The following is a 20,954-nucleotide window of genomic DNA, read 5'->3' as shown; positions in this document are numbered from 1 at the left end:
TTGTAATGTCCTATAGGGATAAACGGGCCAATCTCATACACTCGCTCGGGAAATACAGTCATGCTTCAATGACTGATAACTACAAAAACAAAAAGAAGAATATAAGATGCGTGCAGTTATCCAATCGCTCCGCTTGGCAGCTCTGCTGCTGATTGCTCAGGCCGCCATGGCCACTCCGCAGCAACTTCTGACTGACCTCCAGCACATGCGCCTGTCGGCCACCAACGCCGTCACCAACTTCTACATGTTCTCCGGACTCGACGCCGACAGCAAATACGAGCGCCGCATCGAAGAGAGCATGGATAAATTCCGTACCGCACTGGCCAGTGCCCGCCAGCTGGCACCGCTAAGCGGTGTCGGTGACGAACTGGCCAGCATCGAAGCCGACTGGAACACGGTCAGCGAGCTGATGACCACCAACCGCAACGACATGCTGAAGCAAGGCTTCCCGAATGTCCGCCTCGTCGATGAAATGGGCCGCAAAAGCGCCGAAATGGTGAACAAGGTGTCGGCTGCGTACGAAGCCCTGCAATCCAACAGCGGCATCCGCCCGAGTCCTGTGGTGGAAAAAGCCCGAGACCTCGCCCTGCTGATGGAAGAAATCACGTCGCAGTACGCCGCCCGCGGCACCACCAATCTGGGTCAGGTGTTTATGGGTAACTACGACCGCAGCCTCACCGAAATGGCCGACGACTTCCAGAAAGAGCTGGATGTGCTGGAAGGCATGGTGAAGTCCGCCAACAACGAAGCGCTGATGAACAGCGTGAAGAGCAAATGGCGTTTTATGGAAGAACGCATCAAGAACTATAACGAGAATACCGTGCCTTTCCTAGTGGTCAGCTACAACGACCGCATCATAGAGCATCTGGAAGAGCTGGAATCCCGCTTCCAGTAAGCGCAGAAATCTAAAAAAAGCCCGCCGATGGTGTCACCGGCGTGCTTTTTTTATGCCTGTCGTCTGGTCCGAACAGGCTTATCAGATGCAATCAGAGAAAGCCGCTCAGAAAGCTTTTATACGCATCCGCTGTTGCTTCTTTGCCTTCTGCCGCCATCAGGGTGACGCGGTTGTCGTAAACCTCCAGCAGCAGAATGTGATCTTTCACCGCTGCCAGCGCCTGTTTAAAGCGCTCAGCGTCGGCCGCCGTTCCCTGATCGTGCCAGCTGTACCCTTCCGGCAACCCTTCTGCGTCCCAGCCTTTCTGGCCGACGATGCGGAATTTCAGATCACCGCCCTGCTGTTTGCCGGCGCGCAGCAAGGTGTAGGTTGTGCCCGGCACCTCATCGCGCACGCCGTTTTTGGCCGACTCTGGTTTAAAGGTGAACTGGCGGATCTGCAGACCCGCACGGATAGCCTCGAAACGCAGTTTGGCCAGACGGGTGTCGCGGGCGCTGGGTTTCAGCCAGTAAATAGAACCAAACAGGGACATCACCACCGCCCCAACGATCAGCCAGGTGATCATGAGCTCATCTCCTCAAGCTCCAGCCAGCGTTCTTCCAGTGCCTCAAGGGCCGCTTCAGCCGCCGCCAGCTCTGCCAGCACTTTCTGCACTTCGGCCTGATCGCGGCTGTAAAAATCGGACTTAGCCGTGGTTTCCGCCAGCGCATCGCGCTTGGCTTCGGCTTCGGCGATCTGATCCGGCAACATATCCAGTTCACGCTGCAGTTTATAAGACAGTTTCTTTCCGCTGGCCGCCGGTTTGGCGTCCTGTGCTTTCTGCGCTTCTTTTTCCTGCTTCGCTTCCTGTTTTAACGCGGCACTCTGCTGGGATTCAGCCAGCTTCTTACGCTCGGCGTAATCGCTGTAGCCGCCCACCTGCTCGTCGATCACACCGTTTTCGCCGAACACCCACAGCTGGGTCACCACGTTATCGAGGAAGGCCCGGTCGTGGCTGACCAGTAATAAAGTGGCGTTGTAATCGAGCAGACGTTCTTCCAGCAGTTCCAGGGTTTCTACGTCCAGATCGTTGGTCGGTTCGTCCATCACCAGCAGGTTGCAGGGTTTGAGGAACAGCTTGGCCAGCAGCACGCGGTTCCGTTCGCCACCAGACAGGGCCTTCACCGGCGTGCGCGCACGCTGAGCCGAGAACAGGAAGTCGCCCAGATAACCAATGATGTGACGGTTCTGACCGTTTACTTCCACCTGATCTTTGCCATCGGCAACGTTATCAGCGATGGATTTTTCTTCATCCAGCTGATGACGCGCCTGATCGAAATAAGCCACTTCGAGCTTAGTGCCTGTTTTGATGCTGCCGGCCTGCGGCTGCAGGGTGCCCAGCAACAGCTTTAACAGGGTACTTTTGCCAACGCCGTTAGGGCCGACCAGACCGATGCGATCGCCGCGCATAATAATGGTGGAGAAATCGTTCACCTGAGTGACGTCTTTCCAGGCGTAGGTCAGGTGGTTCACTTCGAACACCTGCTTACCTGAGCTTTCTGCCGCATTCATGCTGATTTTGGCGGTGCCCTGCACGTCGCGGCGGGCGCGACGTTCTTTGCGCATTTCTTTCAGACGCAGCACGCGCCCTTCGTTACGGGTACGGCGCGCTTCAATGCCTTTGCGGATCCACTTTTCTTCTTCCGCCAGACGCTTGTCGAACAGCGCGTTCTGGGTGGCTTCATCCGCCAGACGCTTTTCGCGGTAGTCGATGAAGCTCAGGTAGTCGCCTTCCCAGTTATAGATGTTGCCGCGATCGAGTTCGATGATGCGCGTCGACAGGTTCTGCACGAACGCACGGTCGTGGCTGATGAACACCAGCGCGCCGTTAAACTGCTTGAGGGTTTCTTCCAGCCATTCAATGGTCGGCACGTCCATATGGTTGGTCGGCTCGTCCAGAATCAGCAGATCGGGTTCCACCACCATGGCGCGCGCCAGCATCACCCGGCGCTGCCAGCCACCGGACAGCTGGGCAAAGCTGGCTTCTGCCGGCAGGTTCAGACGCTGGATAATGGCGTCTACTTTTTGCTGCCAGCGCCAGCCATCGGCGGCTTCAATTTTGTTCTGCAGCACTTCCAGACGCTTAAGATCGGCGTCGGCACCTTTGGCGGTTTCATCGTGGTACTGGGCAATTAAATGACCCAGATCGCCCAGCCCTTCGGCCACCACGTCGTAAACCGGCATATCCGTGGTTTGTGGCAGTTCCTGCTGCAGGGCACTGACGCGCAGCATGTCGCGGTATTCCACGCGGCCGTCGTCGGGGATGATCTGGCGGTTGAGGATCTTGAGCAGGGTCGATTTGCCCTCGCCGTTGCGGCCAACCACACACAGGCGCTCGCCCGAGTGAATTTCCAGATCCACTTTATCCAGCAGAACGTGGTCGCCAAACGCCAGTTCTGCCTGCTTTAAACTCACCAGTACCATGTTACTGCCTGTCACCCACGAAAAAAGGCGACCATTATAGCGGGCTTTGCCCCATCCGTCGGCTTATCAGATGCACCCCGCGACACTTTCCCTTATATTGAGCCCGCGCATATTTTGTGCAGTTATAACTACAACACGGATGCGGTACACAGCATGACACTCCAGCTCAATAAGGGGCATATCGCCGCCCTGATTCTTACACTCGTCCTGATTATCTGGATGGCCGCCGGCGCGCTGAAAAAAGACGACGCCGACATCAACACCCGCCCGCTGACACTGGATACCGGTCTGACCCGGGTTCAGGTGGAACGCATGAAAGGCGAACAGGTTAACCGCGACATCACAGTGTCTGCGCATACCGCCGCCAGCCGCCGGGTGGAACTCAAATCCGAAGTTCGCGCCACGGTAACCGCGGTGCTGAAAGACAAAGGCGCTCCGGTCAAAGCCGGCGACCTGATTCTTCAGCTCGACCCGCGCGACTGGCCGGCCCGCGTTAAACAAGGCGAAGCCGCGCTGAAACAGCGCCAGCTGGAAGCCAAAAGCGCGCGCGAACTGGCCGCCCGCGGTCTGGCCAACGAAGCTCAGGTGGCTCAGGCTGAAACCGCTCTGGCCAACGCCGAAGCGGAACTGACCAACGCCCGCATTCAGCTGAAAGGCACCCGCATCACCGCACCGTTTGACGGCATCGTTGATCAGCGCGCGGTGGAAGTCGGCGATTTCGTCAAAGACGGCACCCCGCTGGCCACCGTCCTCGATTTCTCACCGTATCTGGTGAAAGGCCACGCCGCCGAGCGTGACGCCGCCGACATCAATATTGGCGATGCCGCCTGGGCGGAGCTGGTTAACGGTGACCGCATCGACGGCCGCATCCGCTTTATTGCCGCCGAGGCCGACAGCCAGACCCGCACCTTCCCGGTGGAACTGGAAGTGCGCAACGCCGCCGGTGCCATGACCGCCGGCCTGACCGCCACCCTGCACATTCCGCAGCCGGCGACCTACGCCTATTACGTATCACCGGCACTGCTGATTCTGGATGACGAAGGCAAGCTCGGCCTGAAAGGCATCGATGAGCGCAACCGCGTGGTGTTCCGCGCCGTGAATCTGCTGAAAGCCGACAACACCGGCATCTGGGTGTATGGCCTGGGTGAAGAAGCCAGCATCATCACCGTGGGCGGTGGTTTTGTGGAATACGGTCAGGAAGTCGAACCTGTGTACGTCAGTCAGGAGCTGAAAGCCCAGAGCGACGCCGGCGCCGAAGACACACCTGTTACCGCGCAGACCGGAGAGTAAGTATGAACTCACTCATCCAGGCATCACTGGACCGGTCGCGTACGGTCCTTATGCTGTTCTGCCTGATCATGCTGGTTGGCATGGTCACGCTGATGACCATTCCGAAAGAAAGCAGCCCGGACATCACCGTACCCTTTGTCTATGTGTCTGTGGTGCACGACGGTATCTCCCCCGAAGACGCCGACGCGCTCATTTATAAGCCACTGGAAAAAGAACTGCGCAGCCTCGACGGCCTGAAAGAAATGGTGTCGACCGCCACCTCAGGTCACCTGTCGATCACGCTGGAGTTCTACACCGATGTCGATATCGAACAGGCGCTGCTCGATGTACGCCAGAAGGTGGACGACGCCAAAGGTGAGCTGCCGTCCGACAGCAAAGAGCCGAAAGTAAAAGAGATCAACGTCGCCCTGTTCCCGGTGATGGTGGTGACCTTGTCCGGTGAAGTCGACGAATCGGCGCTCTACGCCGTGGCCGAAGATCTGCAGGATCGTCTTGAAGCTCTGCCCGGCGTGCTCGAAGCCGCGATTCAGGGTAAGCGCGACGAAATCGCCGAGATCATTGTCGACCCATCACGCATGGACAACTATGGCCTGTCATTCAGCGATCTGGCCCGTCTGGTGGGCAACAACAACCAGCTGGTCGCCAGTGAAGACCTCGACACCGGTGCCGGCCGTTTCGGCGTGAAAGTGCCCGGTCTGATCGAAAGCATCCCTGACATTCTGCAATTGCCGGTGAAAGCCAATGGCGATCAGGTGGTGCTGTTTCAGGACATCGCCGTCGGCCGTCTTGCCTACAAAGACCGCAAAAACAGCGCCCGCGTGAATGGCAAACAGGCCGTCACCCTGGAGATCAAAAAGCGCATCGGCTCCAACATCATTGAGACGCTGGATCAGGTCAAAGGCGTGATCGCGCAGGTAAAACCATACTGGCCGGCCGGCATTGACGTCGGCATCAGTCAGGATGAATCCACCCACATCAAAGAAATGCTCAACGACCTGTTCAACAACGTCATCGTCGCTACCCTGCTGGTGATGATTCTTGTGCTGGGCAGTCTGGGTCTGGGCAGTTCCTTTCTGGTGGGCATGGCCATTCCGGGCGCCTTCCTGATGGCGCTGATCGTGCTCAGCCTGATGGGTTACACAATGAACATGGTGGTGCTGTTCTCGCTGATTCTGTCAGTCGGCATGCTGGTTGACGGCGCCATTGTGGTCACCGAATACGCCGACCGCCGTCTGGCTGAAGGCGCCAAACGCCGTCACGCTTATGCCGAAGCCGCACGGCGCATGGCCTGGCCGATTATTGCCTCCACCGCCACGACGCTGGCGGTGTTCCTGCCGCTGATGTTCTGGCCCGGCACCACCGGCGAGTTCATGAAATTCCTGCCGCTGACCCTGCTTTATACCCTGTCGGCGTCGCTGATCATGGCGCTGATCGTGGTGCCGACCATTGGTGCTGTGATGGGCCGCGACGGTCACCATAACCCGGCGGCGCTGGAAGCGATTCAGGCGGCTGAAAGTGGCCGTTTCCATGAACTGAAAGGCTTCACCGGCAGTTATGTGCGGGTACTGAATGCGGCGCTGAAGCGTCCGTTACTGGTGCTGGGCATGGCCATCAGTGCGCTGTTCGGTTCCTTCGTTGTCTACGGGGCACTGGGCCACGGCGTGGAATTCTTCCCCGACGTCGATGCTGACATCGGTCTGGTGGATATCCGGGCACGCGGCAACCTGTCGCTGGCGGAGCGCGAAGTGCTGGTGCAGCAAGTCGAGAAACGCATCTTCGATATGCGCGAAATCCAGTCCATTTACACCGCCACCTTCGTCAAAGCGCCAAACGATTCCGCCGCCGACACCATTGGCCGCATCCAGATTGAGCTGGTGAACTGGGAACACAGACGCACCGCCAACAAGATTCTGGCCGACATCGAACAGCGCACCGCCGACCTGCCGGGCCTGATCGTGGAAACCCAGAAGAAGAAAAACGGCCCTGCCGCCGGCGCGCCGATTCAGCTGCAACTCACGGCTAACAGCCGCGAAGCCATGATTCCGTTGGTGGAAGAGGTCAAAGCCATGTTCAAGGCCGATCCGGACCTGAAAGACGTCCGCGACGACCGCCCGCTGGAAGGCATTGAATGGCAACTGAAGATCAACCGCGAGGAAGCCACCCGTTTCGGCACCGACATCGCCAGCACAGGCGCCATGATCCGCATGATCACCGGCGGCCAGAAAGTCGGCACCTTCCAGCCCGACTTCAGCGACGATGAAGTGGAAATTCTGCTGCGTTATCCGAACATGGCGCGCAACATCGACCAGTTCGACGGCTTCAATCTGTCTACGCCCTACGGTCTGGTACCAGCCTCCAACTTTATGCAGCGCATTGCGGTGCCCAAGTCGGGCGATGTGGTACGCATCGACGGCAAGTTCCGCTACCGCGTGACCGCCAACGTGCAGGAAGGCGTTAACTCGGCGGCCAAAATTGAGGAATACAGCGAGAAACTCAAAAGCCTTAACTGGCGCGAAGCCGGTGTGGAACCGCGCTTCCGCGGCGATTTTGAGCAGATGGGCGAAACCGGTGCGTTTCTGGGCAAAGCCTTTGGTATCGCGCTGTTCCTGATGGCCACCATTCTGGTGACCCAGTTCAACAGCTTTTATCAGGCCAGTCTGATCATGAGTGCTATTGTGCTGTCGGTGGTTGGCGTGCTGTTCGGCCTGCTGATCAAGGGCGAACCCTTTGGCATCGTGATGAGCGGCGTCGGCGTGATTGCCCTGGCCGGCATCGTGGTGAACAACAACATCGTTCTGATCGATACCTATAACCAGCTGCTGAAAGAAGGCCTCGACCCGGTCGATGCCGCCCTGCGCACCGGCGCCCAGCGTCTGCGTCCTGTGCTGCTGACCGCCATCACCACCGTCGTCGGACTGCTGCCGATGGTGATGCAATGGAACATCGACCTGCTCAATCAGCACTTTACCGTGGGCGCGCCGTCGTCCCAGTGGTGGACCCAGCTGTCCACGGCCATCGCCGGCGGACTGACCTTCGCCACCGTGCTGACGCTGATTCTGACCCCCTGCATGCTGGTGCTCGGTTCACGCCGTCACCGTCATCCGGGAGCAGCACTGCCGATCGTTGCCGAGAGCGCAACCTGACGCTCGTGGCTTGCGCCGGATGAATCCCGCCGCAAGCCACGAATTTCTGCAAGTCACTGAAAAAAAATAAGAAAATTGCAAAATAGGGTTTGACATCCAACGCGGCATCAGTAGAATGCCGACCACGTTGAAAGACAGGGGTGATTAGCTCAGCTGGGAGAGCATCTGCCTTACAAGCAGAGGGTCGGCGGTTCGATCCCGTCATCACCCACCAAATCTTCAACAGACCCATGCGGACCGGTAGTTCAGTTGGTTAGAATACCGGCCTGTCACGCCGGGGGTCGCGGGTTCGAGTCCCGTCCGGTCCGCCATCTTCTCTCAAGATGTAAAAAAACGAGTCATCAGCTAACGATGTAAACAGCCATCCTGCTTAGATGTAAAACAAGACGGTTTGGGTGATTAGCTCAGCTGGGAGAGCATCTGCCTTACAAGCAGAGGGTCGGCGGTTCGATCCCGTCATCACCCACCAAACCATCTTTATTAAGCACAATGCGGACCGGTAGTTCAGTTGGTTAGAATACCGGCCTGTCACGCCGGGGGTCGCGGGTTCGAGTCCCGTCCGGTCCGCCATCTTCACTCAGATGTAAAACAGAGCAGGAAAGAATTGGCTCACGGCGAGTCCTCGGAATGCCGCCCAGTCCAATCCGGCATCTTCTCTCAAGATGTAAAAAAACGAGTCATCAGCTAACGATGTAAACAGCCATCCTGCTTAGATGTAAAACAAGACGGTTTGGGTGATTAGCTCAGCTGGGAGAGCATCTGCCTTACAAGCAGAGGGTCGGCGGTTCGATCCCGTCATCACCCACCAAACCATCTTTATCAAGCACAATGCGGACCGGTAGTTCAGTTGGTTAGAATACCGGCCTGTCACGCCGGGGGTCGCGGGTTCGAGTCCCGTCCGGTCCGCCATCTTCACCCAGATGTAAAACAGGGTTGGACAGAACAGATTCAAGGTGATTCATCCGGACGCCTGCCCGTTAAGTCCACCATCTGCATTTCCTCAGTAACACCTCTTATCTTCCTTCAAGCCTTAATTTCTGTCTGTCATCGAATATTCCTTTCTGTTTCATCTGGCTGTAACCCAACGCTGCCACACTGCTTATATCTGATAAGCATCAGGATTGAACGTTTCAGACGATTTGCTTGTCAGAAGAAAAGCCACGGTTATACTCAGGATGTGGCACACGACGTGCTTGTTCAGGAAGAACGAGAAACAAGAAAAAGATAAGGAGACAACGATGTCTGACTACATTGAAGATCTTCTGGACGTTGGTTTCGACGACTATGAAGACGATGTGGACGACGCGGTAGAGATGTAACCTCTGCCCGCGCGTTCGCGGAACCGGCCGGGCGCTTCGCCCGTCCAACGCTTAAATGCCCTCTGAAACGCCGTCGCTGAGCCAAAGCCCAGCAGATAGGCGATCTCCCCCAGCGTCAATGACGTATCCCGCACATAACTGACCGCCAGATCCCGGCGGGTATCGTTCAGCACCTGCTGAAAGTTGCAACCTTCATCCGTTAACCGGCGACGAACCGTCCAGGGCGCCATATTCAGACGTTGCGCCACCTGTTCCAGCGTAGGTGTCTGACCATTCAGCAAAGGCCCGATCGCCCGCTCCGTCATTTCACGGAAGCTCAGTCCCAGACGCACCCGCTCCAGTTCGCGATCGGCCAGCTGTTTCAGACCATTAAAGGTCGACGCGCAGCGGCTGATAACGGGCAGATTCAATGCCCAGTCATGAAGCACCACAGCGTTGCGTGATGCACCAAAACGGACCTCACAGGGAAAGGTGCTTTCATAACGCTCGCGGTAAGCCGGCGCGGGAAACTCCACCTCAACCCGCACCAGCAGATCATTACGCCCCGTCAGGGTATGCAGAAACCGCCACCAGCCGCTGAGCACGGAATCGACCACAAACAGGTTGTAGTCGTTGTACGGACTGATGGAATAGAAACAGGCAACGCCCTGCCCCTTCTCGGTAAAGAACACCGACCGGCCACGGGCGTTAAAGCTGGATAACAGTTCGTATTCGGTAAGCGCGCGGCAGGCTGTGCGTACATCAGGCGCGCTCTGTGCCAGCAAGCCGGCCAGCCCCATGTTCGGCGCCGAACCACACTCGCCCATCGCCAGACCCAGCCAGGGCATTCTGGCCGCCTGAATAAAGCTGTGCCCCATGCGCATAAAGCGCGGAATGCTGATACGCGCATCCGGCGACGCCAGACGAACCTCGTCCAGCTGATACTGGGCCAGAATGTCTTCCGGGTCGAAGCCTGCGGCGGTCACTGCCCGCACCATCAGCTCCACATACGCCACCGAAATATCCCCTAACCTCATATCGCGCCTGTCATCCGCAGAAAGGCCGCCATTATTACCGCGCTGTCAGCGGAGGGTAAAGGGTCTTAATCCGCAGTGCGCATATCCGTTGGAATCGTGCGCCCGTCACAAACACAAACTCAGCGACTGGCCGGCGCCGGATAATATCGGGAATACGCAAAAAAGGACGCGCAAAGTGGACAGGTGATATTGCCTTGTCCCGAATTGTTACCGGCCTGTCACAGAAAAATCAAAACCCCATAAAAAAGCCCAACTAAAGTTCAAACAACCAGCTTTAGACCCTTTTTAGCCATTTATCCCAGAACTTTGCCGTTAGTATTTTCGCTGTCAGATGGAAACAGCTGAAAAGATATTCAGCCTAATAAACCGTCGGCTTCCTGTTGTGCCTATATTCCCGGGTGAAATTGATTTTACCCCGCGGACTTCTGCACGCCCGAAACAGGTATATGTTCAGCTGGCTTACGAAATAAAGCCGTATTTTTACGCCTTTATTGTCGGCCAAAAAAACCTAACAAAATGGAGACGCATATGCGTAAAGTCCTGACCGCACTGCTGGCAAGCTCACTGCTAATGGTAGCTTCAGCCGATGCAACGACTGAATTTAAATTCGGGGGTTTCGATTACCTGCTTAAAGGTCGCACCACGGACATGGCCGCCTACCGCGAAGTGCTGAGTGAACAGATCTCGTCCCTGCCCCACGTTCTGCAGACCAGCACCTACGTCACCATGAAAATTGTGAAAGATATCAATTCAAAATTTCTCGATAACGCCCAGCCCTAATTCCCTGCCCGCCTGAGCCGCATATCGGGCTTATATCTTTATATTAAATTCAGGTATTGAATGAATCCGGAAAGGGTTTTTCCGGGGCATATCTGCACGCTTGTTTTTAATAAAAAATAAAGAGGCTGATATGCGGTTGATATGACATTGTCGACCATCCACAGATGGTTACAAATTTCCTTCCGAATCCGTTCTAAAGATTGGGGCAATTCAATAAAAAAAGCCTGCTGAAACAGCAGGCTTTAGACAAACGAACCAGCAGAACCCGGAATCAGGCGTCAAATCCACCATCTTTCGACGCACTTTCCTGAGCGGATTTGTCACTGTCTTCGCGAGTGTCAGCAATAGGTAAATTGTCTGCATCAGCGTAGAAGTCCAGCAAGAATCGGTAAGCAAGGGACAGCATCACCAGTGAAATCAGCGTTGTGAGGTAGGTGCCGAACGCGGCGATATAGCCAAGCACCGCATGATCACTGAAGAACATCACCAGAAACGGCGATGCCAGCAGCACCGGCACGATGAACACCACCAACACCAGACGACTGCCATTACCCGAGCTGATGGCCCAGGCGCGCTTCAGATCCGACTGCTTGCCCAGCGCCAGCTCCGGCAGAGTTACAGACAGACGCGACCAGAAATACAGTGTTGGCAGCACCGCCAGCGCCGCCGCCAGCCACGCCTGATCTTTGCCCATAATCAGCATCAGCCCCAGCATGCAGCTGAAACAAATAACGATGGCGATCACGGCGATCTGTATACCGCGCAGCATGTAACGCCATTCATCCCGTCCAAAACCGTGCAGCGCATTGCCATCCCACTGCTCGGGCGGCAGCAGGGTAAATCGGTGACAACTGGTGGCAAACAGCACGCTCAGCAGCGACGACACCAGCACAAACAGCAGACGTCCGGCCTGGGCATCTTCTGCCAGCCAGAACGAGCTGATCCAGTCGATCGTGGCCAGCACCAGCATCAGCGGCAGAAACATGCGCAGCACATCGGCACGCTTGCCCCACAGCAGCATCAGCGCCTCGCGGATCAGATCCCACACCGGCAGTTCGGCATTCAGTCCTAGTGGACTCTTCATAACTTCTCCTTAAACAACACAGGAAACCGCGCAGGCGGTCAGATGGGCATACCTTACCATTGAACAGGCAAAAAAAACGGTGGCCTGAGCCACCGTTTTTCCGTTGTGCCGCGGAATTAACCCGCCGGAGGCACTTCGCCGTGACGTTTCTTGTGACGGGCGATGATGCGGTCCGGACGCAGCAGGAAGCGCGCCAGTGCCGGCAGCAGAATCAGCGCACCCAGCATGTTCCACAGGAACATGAAGGTCAGCAGAATGCCCATGTCGGCCTGGAACTTGATCGGCGACCAGATCCAGGTGGCAACGCCCAGCGCCAGCGTCACGCCAGTGAAGCTTACCGCTTTACCGGTGGACTTCAGGGTTTCCAGGAAGCCTTCCTGCAGGGTCTTACCGGCAATGATCATGACTTCCAGACGGCTGTAGATGTAGATACCGTAGTCCACACCAATCCCCACACCCAGTGCGATTACCGGCAGGGTCGCCACTTTCACACCAATACCCAGATAGGTCATCAGTGCCTGGCTCAGCACAGACGTCAGCGCCAGTGGAATCAGGATACAGGCCACCGCCGTAAAGGAACGGAAGGTCATGAAGCACAGGACAAACACCACCACGTAAACGAAGATCAGCATGGTGTCCTGAGCATCGGCGATCACCTGGTTGGTGGCCGCTTCAATACCGGCGTTACCGGATGCCAGCTGGAAGCGCACAGGAACAGACGCGATGTCGCCGTTCTTGATGGCCTGATCCAGTTCGGCGAAGCTCATGTGGAAGAATTTTTCGTCCACGGAGTCGTCGTATTCGGCTTTGAATTTCTCAACCGCAGCCACAGCCGTTTCCAGCGTTTCGGCTTTGTGATCGTTCAGATAAATGATCACAGGCGCCATCGAACAATCCGGGTTCAGCAGTGAGCTTGGCGCACGCTGAATGGAGGTGTTCAGAATGGTCTGGTTACGGGACAGAGCAGACCAGTTCAGGTTGCCCTCGTTCATGGCTTTGGTCACCAGCTTGGAGACGGTCACCAGTGACGCCGTCGACTGCACACCCGGTACGTTTTCCATGTACCACATGAAGCGGTCCATGGCGTCCATCACTTTGTAGCTGTTGCACTGTTCTTTTGCGGTTTCCACCATCACCACCAGTACGTCAGAACTGGTCGAGTAGTTGGACACCATAAAATCGTTGTCGAGGTTGTAACGCGAATCCGCGCGCAGTTCCGGCGCCCCTTTATCCAGATCACCGATTTTCAGGCCCTGACTCATCTGGTAACCGAATACCGCCATTACAATGGCAATCACGATCGGTACCGGAGCGACTTTCTTGTTGGCAAAGAAAGACAGCGCCTTCCACAGTTTTGGCTCAGAGGCTTCGGCTTTCTGCGCGTGGCGCACACCCGACTTACTGATACCGATGTAGGACATCACGATCGGCAGCAGCACCAGGTTGGTGATGATGATCATGGCCACGCCCACAGAAGCGGCGATGGCCAGCTCCTGAATTACGCCGATGTCGATGAACAACAGCGTCAGGAAGCCCATGGCATCCGACAGCAGCGCCAGCATGCCCGGTACGTACAGACCACGGAACGCACGGCGGGCAGCCAGCAGATGGTCGGCGCCTTTACCGGCTTCGATGGCAATACCGTTAATGATCTGCACGGCGTGGGAAATACCGATGGCAAACACCAGGAACGGAACCAGTACCGAGTACAGATCCACGGTGTAACCCATCAGCGCCAGCGCACCCAGCTGCCATACCACCGCAATCAGCGAGGCAATGATCGGCACAATGGTGCCTTTCGGACAACGGGAGTACAGGTACAGCAGCACCATGGTGGCGCCCATGGCCATCAGGAAGAAGATACCGATCTTGGCCGCGCCATCCATCAGGTCGCCAAGTTTCTTCGGAATACCGGTCACGTAGATGCGGTAATCACCGTTGCCGTACTTGGCACGGATCTTCTGTTCCAGTTCGGCGGAGAATTTCTGGTAATTCAGCTTGGCGCCGGTTTCCGGATCGTATTCGACCAGCGGCACGTCAATGATGGAGGAACGGAAATCGTTCGACACCAGACGACCCACCTGACCGGATTTCAGCACGTTCTGACGTACCTGCTCCAGACTTTCGTCACCACCATCGTAGGTGGCCGGAATCACAGGACCGCCCTGGAAACCTTCTTCCGTTACTTCGGTCCAGCGCGTGTTCGGCGTCCACAGCGACTGCAGACCGGAACGGTCAACGCCTTTTACGAAGAATACGTCGTCGTTAATTTTGCTCAGAGTATCCATGTACTCTTTGCTGAAGATGTCGCCGTTCACGGCTTCCACCGCGATCTTCACGTTGGCCACACCACTCTTCATATCGTCTTTATGAATGAGGTAGTTGCGGATGTATTCGTGGTTCAGCGGAATGTACTTCTCAATGCTGGAATCCAGACGGACCTTGGTCAGGCCATAGCCGAACAGCAGGGTCAGCAGCGACAGAATAATCAGTACGATACCGCGGTTGCGGAAAAGGAGCTTCTCCAGCGCCGGTTCTGCCTCAGTGGTCAGAAGGTAGTGTTCCGGTTCGGTGGAAAAATGGTGCTTCTGCTCAGCCATGTTCAGAAATCTCCTGCTGCCATACTGATGGACTGATCAATCATTTCGCCGGCAGCATTCAGGCGTTTAACCCCGGCCTCGCCAACAATTACGTAGTTGCCATCGGACGCTTCGGCGACCGCAGCATAAGCCTTACGGCCTTCCAGAATGGTGGACACCGGGTTGTTCAGTGCGCTGTCGAACACCACCACAGAACCACCGTTACCCACCAGCAGGGTGTGCTTGTGACCGATCACACCGGACAACAGAGTCTGCTCGCTGCCAGTGCTCAGTTCATTCCAGGAAATACCGCCGTCGGTGGAGTTGTACACGTGGCCACGCAGACCGAACAGCAGCTGGTGAGAGCCCTGTGCCAGCAGACCGAACAGTGAACCGTCGTACGGAGATTCCAGCTGGTGCCAGGTCTGGCCCAGATCGTCGGAACGCAGGATCATGCCCATTTCGCCGACCACCACCAGTGAGTGAGCACCCACAGGCGTAATGGCATTCAGGTGCAGGCGATCCGGGTTTGGCAGACGGGAAGAAACGTCTTCCCAGCTTTCACCACCGTTTTCGGTGGCGAAGAACATGCCGTAGGCACCGACCGCAAAACCGCGTTTGGCGTCGTAGAACCAGACATCCATGAAGGGTTTGGTGGAGCCGGTGGATTTATCGTATTCCGCATCCTGCAGCGCGTAAGTGGCGGCCTCGAGTGCCATTTCGGCATCTTCAATGGCAACGTCATCGCCTGCGGTTTCCGCAGCATCAAGCTGAGCCTGAGCGCGTTCTTTGGTGCGGGTAGCCGCGGCTACGATCTCGTCGTTGGCCTGATAACCGTCAAACTGTTTGGCCCAGTTTTTACCGCCATCGGTGGTACGCAGGATCACACCGTCGTGGCCCACTGCCCAGCCGAAGTCACCGGATGGAAAGTAAGCGGCAACCAGGGTGACAGACACAGGTACTTTACCCTGACGCCAGGTGCTGCCGTCGTCGTCGGAATACACCACATGACCATGGCCACCCACAGCGACCAGACGCTGATCGGCACGGACAACGTCCAGCAGCAGTGTTTCATGCGCACGTTCGGTCTGCAGAGCCGGGGTATTAAGAGGATCCTGCCAGCCGGCAAATGCCGCAGGTGACAGTAAAGCGATACTGGAGAGCAGTACCCGGGTTAGTCCCGTCGCCAGCGCCTTCCCCGACGCATGGGTCAGACACTGAACCAAATCAGAAAACATAAGGGGCTCCGTTTTTATAGTAATGTCGGAAGCGCGGTAGTCTAGCCGACCGTTTTCACATTGACTAACGTCTAGTTGTAACAGAATGTAAGACAATTCGGGACAGAAGACTATCCGCCTGCGGATAGCAAAACGGATGAGATTTCTCTCATCCGTCTGTGCCTTCTGCTTAGCGCTTACCGCGACGCCGCAGTTCCGCTGGTGTGAAGTAACGCTCGCCCGGAGGCTCTTCACTGAAGTCGGTGGTACCTTCTTCCTCGTTATCCAGACCCTGCACGTGGTAACGCTTGGCCTTCAGGTCGTGGAATACGTCCATGGTGGTCCAGGTCACCGGTACTTCGTAATAGCTCTTGATATAAGCCATGTTCACGCGCCACAGATCGCCGGTGGAATCGTACTGGTCAGCGACCGCGATGCCCCAGGTATCTTCATCCAGATAGAACACCCGCTTCTGATACACGTGACGCATACCTTCTTTCAGCGTGGCTTCCACCACCCACACACGGTGTTTTTCGTAGCGGGTGTATTCCGGATTCAGGTGCCCCGGCTTGATCAGATCTTTATACGACACGCTGTTGGAGCTCAGCTTGTAGCTGTTATACGGAATATACAGCTCGCGCTTGCCCACCAACTTCCAGTTGTAACGGTCAGGCGCACCGTTGAACATGTCGGTATCGTCGGCGTAGCGCAGGCCGTCGGCCGCAGCAATCGGCGTATCGTAGGCCAGGTTGGGCGCCAGACGCACACGACGCTGACCGGCGTTATAACCCCAGGCCTGACGAGGCTCATCCACCTGGTTCAGGGTTTCATGCACCAGAACCGCACCACCGGCCAGACGAGCCGGCGCTTTGGTAAAGGACAGGTAATAGAAGAGGATATTGTTCAGATCCTCAATGCTCTTGTCCTGACGGTAGTAGTTGAATTCCACTTCCTGCTGCACCGTAACCAGCGAATAGTCGCCGTCGGTGTGAACCGCGATCTCAGACGCACGACGGGTCAGATAGGTTCCGCGCCAGCGGGTTTCGTGGTTCCAGATGGCCTCAAGACCTGTCTTGGCAATCGGAAAAGCCAGACCACCATAGGCGTACATCAGACCGTTCCCGTTCGGGCTCAGCTCGGCACGGATGGCGTTCTTGTAGGTGTTCTCATAGACCCACTCTGGCGCAGCGGCCGTACGGCGGGTCTGATACACCGGCATGGTGAAGGTGTCCGGATACGTTTTGAACAGCGCTTTCTGACCATCACTGAGATAGTCAGCGTATTGCTTCATGTTGGCAGCAGTAATAACAAACAGAGGTTTGTCCTGCGGGAACGGATCAACGTGATGCTGACCCGCCTTGGTATAGCCCAGCGGCGGCAGCGTCAGGCCACCGCGCCATGGCGGAATGTCGCTGCCGTTGCCGGCACGCTCCGCTCCGATGGGGGTAAGATCCCCTTTTAAACGATCAGCCTCTTTGACAGACACTGCCGAGAACGCGGTTGGTACAACACACGCCAACGCCAATGCTCCAGCCGCTATCCACTTATTTTTTTTCATTATGCGACCTCTACTACACCGCATTCGCGGCATTTTCCCCGGCTCAAGAATAAAGAATCTTTCCGGGGAGCTCAAACTAAACTCTTGCTGACCACCTCATAGACGTCTTTCGACAGACTGCCGTGCGCCATAATCCGCGCCAGCTGGGCTTTCATCAGACTCGCCTGAGCCGGCACCAGACGCTTCCACTTGGTCAGCGGACCCAGCAGGCGGGCTGCAATTTGCGGATTGGCCTCGTTCAGACGCAGTACCGCATCGGCCAGCAATTCATAACCGGAACCGTCGGCGGCGTGAAAATTCACCAGCGACTGATTGGCAAAGGCGCCAATGACGGAACGGACTTTGTTCGGGTTACGCCAGTCAAAGGCTTCATGCTGCAGCAGCGAACGGATAAACGCCGCGCTGCCCAGCTCGGCAGAACCGGCCTGCACCGACAGCCATTGATTCACCACCAGCGCGTCTTTTGACCAGCGCTCATAGAAACGTGCCAGCAGAGATTCCGCGCGCGCGCGATCACCACTGTTGACCACAGCCACCAGCGAGGCCATCTGATCGGTCATGTTGTCGGCGGCATCGTATTGCGCCAGTGCCTGCTCCAGACCGGCACTTTCCGCCTTCACCCAATAGCTCAGCGCCAGATTTTTCAGTGCCCGCGCCGACATCTGCGCCGGTACCGGCTGATACGCGTCGCTGTGATTCAGACGCTGATAGCAGCGGATAAAATCGTCTTTCAATTCGCGGGCGATGGCCATCTGCACGGTTTTACGTGCGTTGTGAATGGCCAGCGGATCGACCACAGGCGAAAATTCTGCAACATAGGCTTCAGATGGCAGACTCAACAAGTAAGTCACCATGGATGCATCCAGAGTTTCGTCGGCCAGCAGGGCGTCAAAAGCGTCGCGCGCGGCCGCCGGCAAGGTAAATTCGCCTTCTTTCGCCGCCGCAATCCAGTTCAGCATCAGACGCTGACCCGCATCCCAGCGGTTAAAACCATCACTGTCATGACGCAGCAAAAACAGCAGATCGTCATCGCTCTGGGCAAATTCGACTTTCACCGGCGCCGAGAAATCGCGGAACAGAGACACTTTAGGTTCTTCTGCCAGACCGCTGAACACAAAGGTTTGTTCGGCGTCGGTGAAATGCAGCACCTGGCTGGATGCAGTCCAGGCGCTGGCTGGCTCAACCTGCACCGGCAGGTCGTTGCCATTGGCGCCGATCAGACCCAGCTGCACCGGAATCCACATCGGTAATTTATTGCTTTGTCCCGGGGTATCCGGGCAATGCTGACGCAGAGTCAGAGTCAGTTGCTGTGACTGCGCATCGTACTGGCTCTGCACGTTAACCACCGGCGTACCGGCCTGCTTGTACCAGCGCTTGAACAACGTCAGATCAACGCCGTTGGCCTCTTCCAGTGCACCGACAAAATCGTAAATAGTAACGGCCTGTCCGTCGTGACGGGCGAAATACAGATCCGTGCCTTTGCGGAAACCGTCTTTACCGAGAATTTTGTACAGCATGCCGACCACTTCCGAGCCTTTTTCGTAAATGGTCACTGTGTAGAAATTCGAGATTTCGATAAACGAATCCGGCTGTACCGGATGCGCCATCGGACCGCCGTCTTCGGCAAACTGCACGGTACGCATCACGTTAGCGTCTTCAATGCGCTTAACCGTTGCCGAATTCATATCGGCCGAAAAATGCGAATCGCGGAAAACCGTAAAGCCTTCTTTCAGGCTCAACTGAAACCAATCGCGACAGGTCACGCGGTTACCGGACCAGTTGTGGAAATATTCGTGCGCCACAATCGACTCGATGCGCAAATACGCGGCGTCGGTCGCGGTGGCCGGATTCGCCAGTACGCAGGACGAGTTAAAAATATTCAGGCCCTTGTTTTCCATGGCGCCCATATTGAAGTCGTCCACCGCCACGATCATGAAAATATCCAGATCGTATTCGCGGCCATAAACCTCTTCGTCCCAGCGCATGGAACGCTTGAGCGCGTCCAGTGCGTAATCGGTTTTATCGAAATTCTGCGGCTCAACAAAAATCTTCAGCGCCACCTTGCGGCCGCTGCAGGTCATAAATTCGTCTTCTTTGTGCAGCAGATTACCGGCCACCAGCGCAAACAGATACGCTGGTTTTTTATGCGGATCATGCCAGCTGACCTTGCGCAGACCATTGCTTTCGGATTCTGCCACCAGGTTGCCGTTGGACAGCATCACAGGGAAAGACGCCGCGTCAGCGATGATGTGCGTGGTAAACACCGACATCACATCCGGGCGATCGAGGTAATAAGTAATGCGGCGGAAGCCTTCGGCCTCACACTGGGTACAGTACATACCACCGGAACGGTACAGACCTTCCAGCGCGGTATTTTTCGCCGGATAAATACGGGTAACAATTTTCAGTTCAAACTGCGCAGGCACAGAGTGAATAGTCAGGCTCTCGTCGTCGGTCTGATAAGCACTGGCTGCCAGTGTCACACCGTCAATGGCGACGCTGATTAATTCCAGTTCCTGACCGGCCAGCACCAGCGGCGCTGTTGCTTGCGCCTGTTCATTGCGTACAAGACTTAAGCGCGAAGTCACCAGTGTGCTGTCATCGTTCAGCTCGAAAGTCAGGTCGGTGGAGGTAATCCAGTAATCTGGTTGACGGTAATCTTTCAGGAAAATCGCTTTAGGCTGTGCGTCGCGCATAGTGACCTCGTGTCTGGCTGTGTCCCGCAACCGGGACTCTGTCTGAGCCCCATTGAACCGGCATCAGCCGGTAACCGCAAATGAAATGTGATAGGACGTGAATTTACGCAGATTGACCACGCCCGTATCGAGAATCAGGTACTGCCCTTTCAGGCCTTTAAGAGTGCCGGAAATCGTCGGATTTTTATCAAAATTGAAAGTGCTGATTTTTGCCGGGTATTGGTCAACCGGGTAATCAAACTCGACCACTTCACCATGGGTCAGCAGCTGAATCGCCCCCGGACCTTCGTTGCGTTCCAGTTCAGCAAGCTCTGCGGCATACAGGGCAAACAATTCGTCGCGCTGCGCAGTCAGATCCAGCGGCTGCGCCGGGCCTTTAAGCAGGGTGCGCCAATTGGTTTTATCCGCCACCTGCTGGCGGAACAGGTCTTCCAGCAAGCCGGATAAACGCCGGGTTTTCACCCGGGCAATCGGCAGCGCCTGAGCTGCCCCCTGATCGAGCCAGCGCGTCGGCATCTGGGTGTGGCGGGTAATACCAACTTTAATGCCCGACGAATTGGCCAGATACACAATATGGTCGCTGAAACAGACCTGCTCTGCCCATTCCGGTTCACGGCAGGTGCCCGCCGCAAAATGGCATTTTTCAGGGCTCATCATGCAGCTGTCGCACTGTGCCAGCGAAGTAAAACAAGGGTAACAGTAGCCCTGAGAAAAACTGGTTTTGGTTCGCCGGCCACAATGGCAGCAATGAATATCGCCCTGCCAGATCAGCTCAATGCGGCGCCCGAGCAGTGCGTTCATATCAATGCGCTGCTGACCGAGTTCCAGCTGATACTGCACCGGCCCAGAGGCGGCCGGCACAATGCGCATTTTTTCCAGTTGGCCTGCCGCCAGAATCTGAGTCATGACAAGCC

13 protein-coding genes and 6 tRNA genes are annotated in these 20,954 nt (G+C 56.3%); 10 read left to right on the top strand and 9 right to left on the bottom strand.

The genetic code is table 11. The features are described 5' to 3' along the window. Positions 1-106 precede the first annotated feature (106 nt). On the top strand, positions 107-895 hold the full coding sequence (locus ACQUQU_RS04245) for a hypothetical protein (protein ID WP_430462007.1): 789 nt from the start codon (positions 107-109) through the stop codon (positions 893-895). A gap of 91 nt (positions 896-986) precedes the next feature. On the opposite strand, the gene ACQUQU_RS04240 is transcribed toward ACQUQU_RS04245, so the two are convergent. Then, on the bottom strand, positions 987-1,460 hold the full coding sequence (locus ACQUQU_RS04240) for a hypothetical protein (RefSeq protein WP_430462006.1): 474 nt from the start codon (positions 1,458-1,460) through the stop codon (positions 987-989). Continuing rightward, a complete protein-coding gene (locus ACQUQU_RS04235) occupies positions 1,457-3,358 on the bottom strand; it encodes an ATP-binding cassette domain-containing protein (protein WP_430462005.1) in 1,902 nt (633 codons plus the stop codon). Before ACQUQU_RS04235 ends, ACQUQU_RS04240 begins: the two co-directional genes overlap by 4 nt. A gap of 153 nt (positions 3,359-3,511) precedes the next feature. Here ACQUQU_RS04235 and ACQUQU_RS04230 point away from each other — a divergent pair, with 153 nt between their 5' ends. The 8 genes from ACQUQU_RS04230 to ACQUQU_RS04195 all read left to right on the top strand — a co-directional run bounded on the left by ACQUQU_RS04230 (position 3,512) and on the right by ACQUQU_RS04195 (position 8,700). Further along, entirely contained in the window at positions 3,512-4,648 is a 1,137-nt protein-coding gene (locus ACQUQU_RS04230) for an efflux RND transporter periplasmic adaptor subunit (RefSeq protein WP_430462004.1), read from the top strand. Between the two features lie 2 nt (positions 4,649-4,650). Further along, positions 4,651-7,791 (top strand): efflux RND transporter permease subunit, encoded by a 3,141-nt coding sequence (locus ACQUQU_RS04225; RefSeq protein WP_430462003.1) that lies wholly within the window; start codon positions 4,651-4,653, stop codon positions 7,789-7,791. Positions 7,792-7,929: 138 nt separating this feature from the next. Further along, positions 7,930-8,005 (top strand) — tRNA-Val (locus ACQUQU_RS04220). Between the two features lie 20 nt (positions 8,006-8,025). Then, positions 8,026-8,102, top strand: a tRNA-Asp gene (locus tag ACQUQU_RS04215). An 82-nt stretch (positions 8,103-8,184) separates the two neighbouring features. Further along, positions 8,185-8,260: transfer RNA gene (locus tag ACQUQU_RS04210), tRNA-Val, on the top strand. 24 nt (positions 8,261-8,284) lie between these two features. Further along, positions 8,285-8,361, top strand: a tRNA-Asp gene (locus ACQUQU_RS04205). A gap of 162 nt (positions 8,362-8,523) precedes the next feature. Next, positions 8,524-8,599: transfer RNA gene (locus ACQUQU_RS04200), tRNA-Val, on the top strand. Positions 8,600-8,623: 24 nt separating this feature from the next. Further along, positions 8,624-8,700 (top strand) — tRNA-Asp (locus ACQUQU_RS04195). Between the two features lie 373 nt (positions 8,701-9,073). Here the strand turns inward: ACQUQU_RS04195 and ACQUQU_RS04190 are convergent. Continuing rightward, complete coding sequence (locus ACQUQU_RS04190) at positions 9,074-10,126, bottom strand: AraC family transcriptional regulator (protein ID WP_430462002.1); 1,053 nt, start codon at positions 10,124-10,126, stop codon at positions 9,074-9,076. A 528-nt stretch (positions 10,127-10,654) separates the two neighbouring features. Here ACQUQU_RS04190 and ACQUQU_RS04185 point away from each other — a divergent pair. Next, positions 10,655-10,906 carry an Lrp/AsnC ligand binding domain-containing protein gene (locus ACQUQU_RS04185; RefSeq protein WP_430462001.1) on the top strand — a complete coding sequence of 84 codons (252 nt, stop codon included), beginning with the start codon at positions 10,655-10,657 and terminating at the stop codon, positions 10,904-10,906. 271 nt (positions 10,907-11,177) lie between these two features. Here ACQUQU_RS04185 and ACQUQU_RS04180 read toward each other — a convergent pair whose 3' ends face one another. The 6 genes from ACQUQU_RS04180 to ACQUQU_RS04155 form a co-directional block, all read right to left on the bottom strand. After that, positions 11,178-11,990, bottom strand: a complete 813-nt coding sequence (locus tag ACQUQU_RS04180) for a hypothetical protein (protein WP_430462000.1) — start codon at positions 11,988-11,990, stop codon at positions 11,178-11,180. Positions 11,991-12,106: 116 nt separating this feature from the next. Further along, positions 12,107-14,590, bottom strand: coding sequence for an efflux RND transporter permease subunit (locus ACQUQU_RS04175; RefSeq protein WP_430461999.1), 2,484 nt, complete (start codon positions 14,588-14,590; stop codon positions 12,107-12,109). 2 nt (positions 14,591-14,592) lie between these two features. After that, positions 14,593-15,807 (bottom strand): WD40/YVTN/BNR-like repeat-containing protein, encoded by a 1,215-nt coding sequence (locus ACQUQU_RS04170; protein ID WP_430461998.1) that lies wholly within the window; start codon positions 15,805-15,807, stop codon positions 14,593-14,595. 169 nt (positions 15,808-15,976) lie between these two features. Continuing rightward, entirely contained in the window at positions 15,977-17,344 is a 1,368-nt protein-coding gene (locus ACQUQU_RS04165; protein WP_430461997.1) for a DUF1329 domain-containing protein, read from the bottom strand. 71 nt (positions 17,345-17,415) lie between these two features. Next, positions 17,416-20,040, bottom strand: coding sequence for an aminopeptidase N (gene pepN, locus ACQUQU_RS04160; RefSeq protein ID WP_430461996.1), 2,625 nt, complete (start codon positions 20,038-20,040; stop codon positions 17,416-17,418). A gap of 63 nt (positions 20,041-20,103) precedes the next feature. Beyond that, positions 20,104-20,946, bottom strand: a complete 843-nt coding sequence (locus ACQUQU_RS04155) for a DUF2797 domain-containing protein (protein WP_430461995.1) — start codon at positions 20,944-20,946, stop codon at positions 20,104-20,106. Between the last annotated feature and the right edge of the window lie 8 nt (positions 20,947-20,954).

The sequence above is a fragment of the Thalassolituus sp. LLYu03 genome (assembly GCF_050507655.1).
Classification (GTDB): Bacteria; Pseudomonadota; Gammaproteobacteria; order Pseudomonadales; family Oceanobacteraceae; genus Venatoribacter.
The sequence above is the reverse complement of the archived record's forward strand: the minus strand, read 5'-3'. Positions and strand labels throughout refer to the sequence as shown.